This window comes from Pedobacter sp. 01T416_2, assembly GCF_056398925.1.
Genome location: NZ_JBFTQI010000074.1, coordinates 1 through 12,301, shown reverse-complemented (window position 1 = coordinate 12,301; position 12,301 = coordinate 1). Strand labels below are relative to the sequence as shown.

The window sequence follows — 12,301 nt, the reverse complement described above, 5'->3', positions numbered from 1 at the left end:
GATATTTCTTGGGGTTCTCTATCCGCGTGTATTCGTCTCTTGGTAGTGCCATTACTTCTGGTAAGGTTGTATTTAAGGCGATTAATCCACTTTGCGGGATACAGGCTGTGGTTAATCCCGCCCCTGCGTGTAAACAGGCCATCGAAGACAATAAAGCCGCACCCATGGTATTGGTATTTCCCGCGATAATCAATGCGTGGCCGTAAGTACCTTTATGGCTGAACAATTTTCGGGGATTCAGGATCTTTTCAATATCACTTTCTTCCACCAAATAAAAATCTGCCTCTTGTTTTTGGATAAAAGCCTCATCCAGATCAATATCAACCACCTCATATTTTTCAGCCGCCATGGCCGACTCAGGGAAGAAAAAGTTAATCTTCGGCCGTTGAAAACAAATTGTTTTATAGGCTTTTATACCGTTGTAATCTTTAGGCAGCTTGCCTTCCGCAAAAAAACCAGTAGGTACATCAACTGCATACACTTTTTTATTCAGCTTGTTAATGACCTGAACCAGTTGTTCATATTCTCCGCTTAAAGGTTTATTTAAACCAGAGCCTAAAATGGCGTCGATAATTAAATCGGCTTTCAGATTCTTTACGTCAGAAACCTGGTTGACAATCGTTTTTTTGCATCTCGTTTCTTCAATCCGTTGTAGGTTGATGGCAAAATCATCGCTTTGTTTTTTACTGAAGTTGATGATGTAAACTTTTATATTCTCGTATCCGTTAGCGATAAGCAAATGGGCAATGGCTAATCCATCTCCACCATTATTTCCTTTCCCGCAGAATATAGCTACGCTTTTATTGGTATCGAACTCATCTCTCAAAAAAGTTTGAACAAAAGCCCTCGCAGCTTTTTCCAACAGATCGATTGATGCTATTGGTTTATTCGCAATCGTAAACTGATCGGCATTACGCATTTGGGCAGAAGTAAGCAATGTTCGCATATAACTAAGATAAGGTTATACAGCTATAATGCCAAAGATGGGATTTTGTTTGATTTTTTATACCCAGGGTGCTAGTATTCCAAAATAATTTAAGGTACTGTCTTTTAATTTTTATACCTTTTGCCAATCTTTAGCGTTGTCTATTGAATTAAATTAAATCTCAAAACAATGAATCAAAAACCATCGAATGCATTCGTGGCAGCTGCCTGGATTGCATTAGGTATCGGAATGATCGGCTTTATTGTAGGCCTATGGCGTTCTGATATGCTTCTTAATGAAAAAGGATATTATTTTACCGTATTGATGTTTGGCCTTTTCGCCGTAATCTCTTTACAAAAAGCTGTTCGCGATAAATTGGAAGGAATTCCGGTTACTGAAATTTATTATGGTATCAGTTGGTTTTCTACGCTCTTAACCATCACCTTATTGGTAATCGGTTTGTGGAATGCTACTTTGCTGCCCAGCGAAAAAGGATTTTATGCCTTTGCCTTTTTACTCTCCTTATTTGGTGCCATTACAGTGCAGAAAAATACGAGAGACAGCCAGATCGTGAATAAAAACCGCGATTCGGAATAGCCAAAACAGCTTATTCTTAACGAATTTTATTAAAACCAATGCCCAGGCATTGGTTTTTTATTTTTAACCAAAAACGAAATATATTATCCCCTTAACTAAAAAATAATTACTACTTTAAACATCAGATACCGAAGCTAATAGTTTATCATTTTCGAGCAAATAATATAAACCTATTTAAATCTTGTAAATCCTGCCAATGGAACAAAAAGATAGCTTAAAAAAAACACTTACCCCTTTTATGTTGTGGGGACTTGGCGTTGGATATGTGATTTCGGGAATGTATTTCGGTTGGAACTTAGGCCTCGAAAAAGGTGGCACACTGGGTATGGCCATTGCAACGGTTGCCATTATGGTGATGTATGTTACCTTTAGCTTTAGCTATGCCGAACTGGCCTGTGCTATACCAAAGGCTGGTGGTGTTTTCGATTATGCCAATACAGCATTGGGCAAAAACATCGGTTTTATTGTCGGTATTGCCCAAATGGTCGAATTTATATTTGCACCACCCGCTATTGCATTTGCCATTGGCGCTTATTTTAATGCCTTCTTTCCACAGGTACCCATTCTTACCAGTGCAATTGCGGTGTACTTTATCTTTACTGCCCTAAATATATACGGTGTAAAAGCTGCAGCTTCGTTCGAAGTAATTATTACCATTTTGGCCGTTGGTGAGCTGTTATTGTTCTCAGGCATTACATTGCCTAAATTTCATGCAGAAAACCTGGTCAATAACAATTTCCCGAATGGCTGGAGCGGTGTTTTTGCTGCCATCCCCTTTGCCATCTGGTTTTTCCTGGGTATTGAAGGCGTTGCAAATGTAGCCGAAGAAACCAAGAACCCACAGCGAGATATCGGCAAGGGTTTTGGTTGGGGCATATTTACTTTGGTTGTTTTATGTGTGCTTGTTTTTATCTCCACCATTGGCATTGGCGGTTGGGAAGCCATTGTGTATAAAAATGGAAAATCGGGCGAAACCTCYGATTCGCCTTTACCACTCGCCCTTTCGATGATCACAGGCGATAACCACCTGATGTATCATTTACTCATCACGGTTGGGTTATTTGGCCTGGTAGCCTCCTTTCATGGATTGGTTTTAGCAGCCGGCCGTTCTACTTACGAGATGGGCCGTGTAAAAAGTATCCCAGCTATCCTCGGAAAAATTTCTCCTAAATTCCAAACACCTGCAAATGCATTAGTTGGCAATATGGTGATTGGTATCATTGCACTTTTATCAGGTAAAACTGCCGAAATTATTATCATTTCTGTATTTGGCGCATTAACTTTATACATCATCTCGATGATTTCGGTCATGGTACTTAGGAAAAACAAACCAGAAATGGCACGGCCTTTCAAAACGCCAATTTATCCGTTATTTCCCATTATTGCCTTAATTATTTCCTGCGTTTCTTTCATCGCAATGCTGATTTATAATCTTAAATTGGGTTTAATTTATTCGGGTATCGTTTTGGGCATATTTCTTCTATATAAAATATTTAAAAAGGCAGATTAATGAATACGAGCAAAGAAATTCTAGATTATGTTAAAAATCATCCTTCTGGAAAAGTAAAATTAGCCGTTGCCGATATCGACGGTATTTTAAGGGGGAAATATGTAGCTGCCGAAAAATTCGCATCCCTGGTTGAAGGCCGATTGGGTTTCTGTGATGTTACCTTTGGTTGGGATGCAGGTGATGTGGCTTATGAAAACGGAAAATATACAGGTTGGCATACCGGCTATCCCGATGCACAGGTTAAAATCGACTTGAGTACCTTTCGGAAAATTCCCTGGGAAAATGACGTGCCGTTCTTTTTGGGCGATTTTATTAACGATCAGGATCAGGCAAATTTTGTCTGTCCGAGGCAGTTGCTAAAGAAAGTAATTGCAGAATGCGAAAGTGAAGGATTTTCGCCCCTTTTTGCACAGGAATTTGAATGGTTCAATTTTTCGGAAACGCCGGAAACAATCCAGGAGAAAGGTTTCGTTAATTTAAAACCTTTAAGCCCAGGCATGTTTGGTTACTCCATTTTAAGGAGCACCTACCGAAACGAGTTTATGAGCGATCTGTTCGAACTGCTAAATAAATTCGATATCCCGATTGAAGGTTTGCATACCGAAACCGGGCCCGGGGTTTACGAAGCAGCCATCAAATATGCTCCTGCTTTGCAAGCTGCAGACCAGGCTATATTATTTAAAACAGCCGTAAAAGAAATCGCATATAAACACGGTATCCTTGCCACATTTATGGCCAAAATAAGCGAAAACTTACCGGGATGCAGTGGTMATGTGCACCAAAGCCTCTGGGATGCAGACAAGAAGATCAATTTGTTCTATGATGAAAAAGATGCAGATAAAATGAGCGAAATAATGAAAAGTTATATCGCTGGTCAATTGCATTGCCTTCCATACCTTTTACCAATGATTGCCCCTACCATAAACAGTTACAAACGTTTAGTTGAAGGCGCATGGGCACCAACTACGGTAACATGGGGAATCGATAACCGTACAACGGCATTACGTGCGCTACCAGGAAGCAAAAAGGCTTCGCGTTTAGAAACCCGGATAGTGGGTTCGGATACCAATCCTTATTTAGCACTTTCGGCCTGTTTGGCGGCTGGAATGTACGGTGTTAAAAATAAATTAAAACTCGAACAACCGGCCACCAAAGGAAACGGATATACCGATTTATCGAACGGCACACTATCGCGTAATTTATTTGAAGCAACGCAAAAGATGAAAAATTCTGATCTGGCCGCAGCATTGTTGGGCGGAGATTTCGTTGATCATTTTACCATGACCCGCGAATGGGAATGCAAGCAATATGCTAAAGTAGTAACCGATTGGGAGCTAAAAAGATATTTAGAAATTATTTAGTTTGTAGAATCGTTATTCTGAACATTAATAGCCATCATTCTGAACTTGACTCAGAATCGTTTTCGGGATAGATGTGACAGCAAAACGCGAACTTGAGAAAACAAAAGGTAACAAAAAACAATTGTCATGATATTTGATAAAATCCATCAGTTTAATTTCCCTACAACCATCCGTTTTGGCGCTGGCGCAGTAAAAGAGTTACCCGCCTACTTAAGCAAGAACAATTTAAAGGCCCCATTAATTGTAACCGACCCCACCATCTCGCAACTTCCCTTTTTTAAAACCATTGTTGAAGATTTAAAGGCAAAGGGTATTGCTGTCGAGGTTTTTAACGACATCCACAAAAACCCGGTAAAAAGTGATGTTTACAAAGGTACTGATGTTTGGGATGCTACCAATCGCGACAGTATAGTTGGTATTGGTGGTGGTGCAGCTTTAGATGTTGCCCGTGCAATTGTACTCCGCGTTAATCACCGCGAGGATTTATTCAAGTATGATGATTTAATCGGCGGCGATATCTACGTAACGAACGATGTTCCACATTTCATCACCATTCCAACTACATCAGGTACAGGAAGTGAGGTTGGCCGAAGCGCAATTATTGCCGATGATGAAACCCACCAGAAAAAAATCCTATTCTCGCCAAAATTAATGGCGCAGATTGTCTTTGCAGACCCGGAGTTAACTATGGATTTGCCGCCCTTTATCACTGCCGCAACAGGTATGGATGCATTGACACATAATATGGAAGCTTATCTGGCTAAAAATTTCCACCCGATGTGTGATGGAATCGCGCTGGAGGGAATTTCGTTAATCAAAGATGCTTTGGAACGGGCAACCAACAATCCTGATTTAGAAAGCCGCAGTAAAATGTTAATGGCTTCGATGATGGGCGCAATTGCTTTTCAAAAAGGTTTGGGTGTAGTGCATTCACTTGCGCATCCGCTTTCTTCATTGTTAGATACCCATCACGGATTGGCTAATGCAGTGAATATTCCTTACGGTATGCAGTTCAATGTTGCTGGTTTTGAAGATCGTTTTAAAAAAATTGCCCGTACGTTGGATCTCAAGGATGAAAATGGTGAAGCCGTTGTAAAATATCTGTTCGATTTAAATACAAAAGTGAATATTCCGCATAAATTGAGTGATATTGGCGTTAAAAATGAACATATAGAAACACTTGCCGATTTAGCCTTTGCAGATTTTGCACATCCAAACAATCCTAAACCGGTAAGCAGAGAAGATTTTAAACAATTGTATTTAACCGCACTATAGATTAGGATTGCTTGATTATAGGATTTTAGAATTATTAACCCATTAAAATCAGTGTAATCTAAAAATCGGTGTAATCACCCCAAAGGAAAAAAATAAATCAGTGGAATTAATTAATATGTCTGATAAAATAATAATTGGTGTTACCGACTGTAGTAAATTCGACATCTATCGGGATTGGGTTTTATCCTACAACAAAAGTGTGGAGGTAATCCAACTGGGGTACAAGCTCAACAATTTCGATGAGGTCAGAAAATGCAATGGTATCGTTTTAACTGGAGGAGAAGACGTTCATCCCCGTTTTTACAATCAGCCTGAATATTATCCTTATTGTTATGAAGATGATATTGATGAAAAACGTGACGAGTTTGAATTTAAGGTTTTAACCTATACCGAAGCCAATTCTGTCCCTGTTTTAGGCATTTGTAGAGGCATGCAGGTGGGTAACGTATTTTTTGGCGGAACTTTAATCCCTGATATCCCAGCCTGGGGAAAATTCGATCATTCAAAAATGCACGATAAATCAGATCGATATCACGAAATCATCGTCAATCCTTCCTCATGGCTGAACCAGATTGTGAATACAGATAAAGGCTTAGTGAACAGTAACCATCACCAGAGCACCGATAAAACAGGGAAAAGTTTGGTGGTGAGCGCAATATCACCAGATGGTGTTACAGAAGCCATGGAGCGGATGGAACCCGAAGGAAAATCCTTTCTGTTATTTGTACAATGGCATCCCGAACGGTTAAAAGACCAGCAAGGACCCTTTAGCAAAAACATACATGAGGCTTTTATTAATGCGATAAAGTTAAATATCAACCACAGATAAAAAGGATAAACACAGATTGTAGTCATTAAGCTAATTTAGGATGTTAGCCCTAAACCCTTTTTAAAAATCTGTGTTCATCTGTGAAAATCTGTGGTAAGAAAATGAATAACATGCAGATCATCAACCCAGCAACAGCAGAAATTATTACCAGTTTAGCGGAAGATAACTCATCTACGCTTCAAACTAAATTAGATGCTTTAAAAAAAGCTCAACCACAGTGGGCCAACAAAACCCTTGGCGAAAGGATTTCGGCTATTGCTCGGTTTAGTGATTTACTAGAAGCTGGCATAGAAGAATTGGCATCGGTATTAACGAGCGAAGTAGGCAAGCCACTCCAACAATCGCGCAACGAAATTAATGGCGCAAGAGCCCGCATCAAATGGATGTTGACCAATGCCGAAAAATACCTGGCCGATGAAATAATGACCGATGAACCAGGACTCAAAGAAATCATTAAATACGAACCGCTGGGTGTAGTTTGTAATATCTCAGCCTGGAATTACCCTTATCTTGTTGGGGTAAATGTATTTATCCCAGCTTTATTGAGTGGCAATGCTGTAATGTACAAACCCTCAGAATATGCCACTTTAACCGGAATCGAGATTGAAAAAATGTTAAAAAAAGCAGGGGTACCTGATGATGTTTTCCATATCGCTATTGGCGCAAAAGAAACGGGAGCGGCATTATTAGAAATGGGTTTTGATGGTTATTTCTTTACTGGCTCTTATAAAACAGGAAAATTTATCTACGAAAAAGTAGCATCGAAAATGGTTCCCTGTCAATTGGAATTAGGTGGAAAAGATCCATTGTACATTGCCGAAGATGTAACCGATGTTGCTTCTGCTGCAGTTGGTACGGCCGATGGCGCTTTTTACAATAACGGACAAAGTTGTTGTTCAGTTGAGCGCATTTATGTGCATGAGAAAAATTATGAAAATTACTTAAATGCCTTTGTTACCGAAGTTAAGAGCTGGAAAATGGGCCAACCAACAACCGATGGTGTATATATTGGCGCCTTAACACGGAAAGAGCAGATTTTGGTATTGGAAAACCAAATTAAGGATGCCTTAAGTAAAGGTGCAACATTAYTAACTGGCGGAAAGGCCATTGCAGGAAAGGGCTATTATTTTGAACCAACAGTGCTAACAGATGTTACCAATGATATGCTGGTGATGCAGGAAGAAAGTTTCGGACCGATTATCGGAATTATGAAGGTGAAAGACGATGCAGAGGCCTTAAATATGATGAAAGATACGGACTATGGCTTAACGGCATCGGTTTATACAGCCGATCAGGCAAGGGCTGAAAAAATACTGTCTCAGCTTGACACGGGTTCGGGTTATTGGAATTGCTGCGATAGAGTGAGTGCAGCACTGCCCTGGAGCGGAAGAAAATATTCGGGCATAGGGGCTACATTATCGCATCAGGGATTAAGAGCTTTTACTAAACCAAAAGGCTATCATTTAAGGGGATAACAAAATGTTCTATTTTAAAAAGATACATCTTCTCGATGAGTCAGAGCAGCAAAATCTGGAAAAAGGATTAAGAAGCAAAAGTCTGAAAAGAAGTCAGATGTTAGATTTTGTTTTCGAGACATCAAACATTGGTACCGATAAATATTTTTTGGGTAACGAAGGCAAAAAAGATCTAAAATTAACGCGGATTAAAACCTCCTTCGAAAGTTTTTTCCCAAAGATTATTATAAGCTTCCCTAAAGAAACAGCTACAAAATATTATAAATTTAGATTGTCTATTCTATCAACTGTTACTCTAGGGGTGCTTTCCCTTTTATTGTTCACTTCTTTTTTAGATGTAGTAATAAATCAGAAAAATGCCGAAGCTTTTTTAATAACTACGATATTATCCTTAATTTATTTTTTATTCATTTTACTGGAGTTGAAGATTACAAGAAACAGAATTTATAAGATTACAAATCCTGACAAATGATGTTAATACGATGTCAAAAAATCTAGCTGTATTCTGATGGAAGACAAACAACTTATTGAAGGCGAAATTGCCGATTATTTGTTAACAGATGATGGAATACTCATTTCTTACAGTAAAAGCATTTTACGTACGGTAGAAAATATTTCGGCCAATGTTGAACTGGTGAAGAAAATTACTGCGAATAAGAAAGTTCCACTGTTAATTTACTTAAAAAATTCTCCTGTTCCAGACAAAGAAACACGAAAGTTTTCTACGGAGCAATTGCCTCAAATTTATACGGCTATGGCGATGGTTTCGAAACCCGGTTTAGCCCAATTGATTATGAAGATCCTCTTTAAGTTTCAAACCCCTCCTATCCCAATTAAATCATTTACGGATGACGAGAAAGCTATGGAGTGGTTGAAAAAGTTTTTGTAATTTAAACTTTAATAATATAATTTGCTTTGGTTAATTACCTTGGTTTCTATAACGAAAAACAATATTTTCAAGGCGTTTAATGCTATTTTATTAAATTCACCGATAATTAACGCTCATGAAAAAAAATATCGCATATTGTCTTTTAATCTGTACGGCGTTTTCCTGCCAAGATGCAGAAAGGCCTACAAAAAGTAAAGATGACACCCCTCCTGCACTGGCAGATGAAGAATCTTATAATATCGTTTCGAAGCGGGGCAGAGAAGACCTGATCGACAACCTTTATGCTGAAATAATAGCTAAAGATTTAGCATTAAAAAAAGTTGATGATAACATTAGGGAAATTGAAGATGGCCAAAGCGACTCCTTAAAAAAATTCAATAGCTACGATGAAAAAAACCAAGATTATTTTGTCTCAGCAAATGCCCATGTAAAAGAAATTCAAGACTCCGTTTTAAGAAAAACCTTAACAGCTTTAATCGCTAAAAACATGGAAGCATATAAGGTAAGAACTCTTCAATACAAAAAATTAGCCCGTTCGATTGATACTAAAGCATCATCACTTAACGACTTGTCGCTAGCTTTAAAAATTTCTAGAACACTACCATTAATAGAAAAATATCAGAAAGAAAATCTACCGGGTAATAAATCTATTTTAAATTTATCATCCAAAATTGATCAAACCATTAAACTTGCCGATACACTTTACAAGAAGAAGACACAATGATCCCCTTAGAAGACATCCGCAAAAACTATGAAAAGTATGATGATACTACAATTCTAAAAATTATTTCAGGAGCTAAAGGGTTACGAAAAGAAGTTGTAGCCTTATTGAACGATGAAATCATAAAAAGGAATTTAGATACTAAACTGATCAAATTTGTAGAAGAAGAAACTAACCTTTACGAGGGAGTCGAAAGGACGAACTTAATTAACGAGATCAAGAATTCTGTTTGTACCCATTGTAACAATGAAAACGAATTATATGGCTATACCTTTAATACGATAATATCCTACCTGATTTGGTATAATCATGAACAAAAACTTCAAATCATATGTTCAACATGTGCAAAAAGTTTTCGTTTAAAGAGTATGCTCACCACACTTGCATTAGGCTGGTGGTCGAGGCCAGGCCTTTTTGGTACGCCTGCCACACTTATTTCAGATCTCATAGAAATCTTCAGAAAGGAAAAGTACAGCCAGCGGGTAATCGACTATTTCATTGATGAAAATACTGGAAAAATCAGACGTATGGAAAAAGGAAAAGGTATGCTAACAGCTCTTATTAAGAAATTTAACCAAAAAAAGGTAGAATCAGAAGACTAAAATTTGCTATTACACTATTAATAAATTTAATGCATGATCACTCCAGATAGCAATCAGAAGAATTGGTTAATTAAACAGAGCTATTTTGATCGAAAGCCTAAAAATTTATYATTTACGCCACAATCAATACTATTTGGTAGTCAAAAATTATCAGTCCCCACAATAACTGATTTATCTAAAGAAGAGCCTTTAGAATACCGTTTTGGAATTAAATGGATTAGAGGATTTGAATTTATCGTAGGGAGAAAGTATCAATTATTGATTAAGAACAGCGATGGGGAAATGATCAAAATAAGTTTCGGTTCTTATTATGGCATCAATAAAGTCCATTTGTATAATCAATATGCCGAAATATTAAACCAATTATGGGAAAGCTATTTCGATGGGTTAGTGGACCATTATTTAGCACTGTTTAGTCAAAAAACACCATTCATTTTGGCAAATGTGACTTTCGAGGAATCTGGCATCAAAATTAAATCCGCAAACTTTATTAAGGAAGAAGAAAAGTCGTTGCTTTGGCCTGATGTAGGCACCAAAAATTACCGCACCTATTTTGCCATCTTTTCAAAACAAAACCCATCAAATATCAATAAAGGATATAGTTATTTAGATGATTGGAATACGGGAGTTTTATATAGTGTTATTGAAACGATATTAAAAGGATTTGAGGCAAAATAGTCTCAAAAAGGAATCAATAAACAACACTATTTATTCTAAAAGATTCTTCACTGCGTTCAGAATGACAAAAAAATTTACGTGTCTTCACGAACCATCGTAAACTTAGCTCATCGCCTAGTAATGCAACCCATTTGTGGTTAAGTCTTCTACTCCGCTCAGGCTGACAAATCTCTAATTATGGCATAAATTCAATCACAATTTTTATCCAAACCAAACGTTATGCGCTCCGCGCTTTGCTTCTTGTACATTTCCTTCCGCACAAATACCTCCTATTAAAATCTTTTTTAATAAATTGCGGATTATACTTATTCGGTTAACCCGCTTTAATTATTTTAATGAAAAAATTATTCCTGATTATCTCCTGCTGTTTTTTTTCAGCCAATACCTTCGCTCAATCTATTGTTACAGAAACTGAAATCGGCGATTCCGAAAGCGCGGTTGTGCAAACACCAATTGCCATCATCCCCGAGCCTGTATCCTTAATGAAAAAGGCAGGTACTTTTACCTTRCCAGAAAATGTAACCATCCAGACTGTTAAAAGTGGAGAATTAAAACAATCTATCGCTTACCTTTCTGACCGGATTACTACCGCTACAGGGAAATTTGTAAGCACAGTAAGTAATTCAAGTCACCCTACTATTAAACTGATTTTAAACACCCAGGAAGATACTCAACTCGGTAAAGAAGGCTACAGACTAAATGTTAACCCTACTCAGGTTGTAATTACAGCTAACCAGCCTGCGGGTATTTTTTATGGTGTTCAGTCATTGCTTCAACTTTTCCCGGCCGAAATAGAAAGTAAAGAACAGGTAAGCGGCATCAAATGGAAGGCGCCTTGCGTTGATGTAATAGATTATCCGAAATTGGGTTGGAGAGGTTTAATGTTCGATGTAGCCCGTCATTTTTTTACTAAGCAAGAAGTAAAGCAGTTTATTGATGACATGGTGCGTTATAAATTTAACCTGTTGCATTTGCACCTTGCAGATGATGAAGGCTGGAGAATCGAAATTAAAGGCTTGCCTAAATTAACCGAAGTAGGTGCATGGAGTGTTAAAAAAACCGGGACTTTTGGTGATTTTACGCCACCAACGGCGGATGAACCCCGTACTTACGGTGGCTTTTACACACAAGAAGATATTAAGGAACTTGTTCAGTATGCACAAGAACGTTTTGTAAACATATTACCAGAAATCGATGTCCCGGGGCATAGTTTAGCTATTATCGCTTCTTACCCTGAATTATCCTGCACACCCGATGCCGTTAATTATAAAGTGCGCTCAGGCGAGAAAATAATGGATTGGAGCCGTGGTGCGCCTCCAACAGCTTTACTTGATAATACGCTTTGCCCGGCAAACGAAAAAGTTTACGTGTTCTTAGATTCGGTACTTACCCAGGTAGCGAAACTTTTTCCTTTTGAGTACATCCATATGGGTGGTGAC

13 protein-coding genes are annotated in these 12,301 nt (G+C 38.1%); 12 read left to right on the top strand and 1 reads right to left on the bottom strand.

The window, feature by feature from the left end; genetic code table 11:
* Positions 1–946, bottom strand: a 946-nt coding sequence (locus tag AC1DPQ_RS05185; RefSeq protein WP_477608253.1) for an NAD(P)H-hydrate epimerase, incomplete at its 3' end; no start/stop codon positions are given.
* 168 nt (positions 947–1,114) lie between these two features.
* On the opposite strand from AC1DPQ_RS05185, the gene yiaA reads away from it, so the two are divergent.
* From yiaA to AC1DPQ_RS05125, 12 genes are all read left to right on the top strand, one after another.
* Positions 1,115–1,522 (top strand): inner membrane protein YiaA, encoded by a 408-nt coding sequence (yiaA, locus tag AC1DPQ_RS05180; protein ID WP_029278495.1) that lies wholly within the window; start codon positions 1,115–1,117, stop codon positions 1,520–1,522.
* A 196-nt stretch (positions 1,523–1,718) separates the two neighbouring features.
* Positions 1,719–3,032, top strand: coding sequence for an ethanolamine permease (eat, locus tag AC1DPQ_RS05175; RefSeq protein ID WP_477579430.1), 1,314 nt, complete (start codon positions 1,719–1,721; stop codon positions 3,030–3,032).
* Positions 3,032–4,393: a glutamine synthetase family protein gene (locus tag AC1DPQ_RS05170; RefSeq protein ID WP_477608251.1), complete on the top strand. Its 1,362-nt coding sequence runs from the start codon at positions 3,032–3,034 to the stop codon at positions 4,391–4,393. Before eat ends, AC1DPQ_RS05170 begins: the two co-directional genes overlap by 1 nt.
* Positions 4,394–4,519: 126 nt before the next feature.
* Entirely contained in the window at positions 4,520–5,668 is a 1,149-nt protein-coding gene (locus tag AC1DPQ_RS05165; protein ID WP_477579426.1) for an iron-containing alcohol dehydrogenase, read from the top strand.
* Positions 5,669–5,783: 115 nt separating this feature from the next.
* Entirely contained in the window at positions 5,784–6,497 is a 714-nt protein-coding gene (locus AC1DPQ_RS05160) for a gamma-glutamyl-gamma-aminobutyrate hydrolase family protein (RefSeq protein ID WP_477608249.1), read from the top strand.
* Positions 6,498–6,577: 80 nt separating this feature from the next.
* The gene (locus AC1DPQ_RS05155) at positions 6,578–7,972 is read left to right on the top strand and encodes an aldehyde dehydrogenase family protein (protein WP_477579424.1); all 1,395 of its coding nucleotides are present in this window, start codon (positions 6,578–6,580) and stop codon (positions 7,970–7,972) included.
* Between the two features lie 4 nt (positions 7,973–7,976).
* Positions 7,977–8,444 carry a hypothetical protein gene (locus AC1DPQ_RS05150; RefSeq protein ID WP_477579423.1) on the top strand — a complete coding sequence of 156 codons (468 nt, stop codon included), beginning with the start codon at positions 7,977–7,979 and terminating at the stop codon, positions 8,442–8,444.
* A gap of 36 nt (positions 8,445–8,480) precedes the next feature.
* On the top strand, positions 8,481–8,861 hold the full coding sequence (locus AC1DPQ_RS05145; protein WP_477579421.1) for a SpoIIAA family protein: 381 nt from the start codon (positions 8,481–8,483) through the stop codon (positions 8,859–8,861).
* 115 nt (positions 8,862–8,976) lie between these two features.
* The gene (locus tag AC1DPQ_RS05140; RefSeq protein WP_477579419.1) at positions 8,977–9,585 is read left to right on the top strand and encodes a hypothetical protein; all 609 of its coding nucleotides are present in this window, start codon (positions 8,977–8,979) and stop codon (positions 9,583–9,585) included.
* Entirely contained in the window at positions 9,582–10,184 is a 603-nt protein-coding gene (locus AC1DPQ_RS05135) for a hypothetical protein (protein WP_477579417.1), read from the top strand. Before AC1DPQ_RS05140 ends, AC1DPQ_RS05135 begins: the two co-directional genes overlap by 4 nt.
* A 33-nt stretch (positions 10,185–10,217) precedes the next feature.
* On the top strand, positions 10,218–10,862 hold the full coding sequence (locus AC1DPQ_RS05130) for a hypothetical protein (protein WP_477608247.1): 645 nt from the start codon (positions 10,218–10,220) through the stop codon (positions 10,860–10,862).
* A 335-nt stretch (positions 10,863–11,197) separates the two neighbouring features.
* Positions 11,198–12,301, top strand: a 1,104-nt coding sequence (locus tag AC1DPQ_RS05125; RefSeq protein WP_477608245.1) for a beta-N-acetylhexosaminidase, incomplete at its 3' end; no start/stop codon positions are given.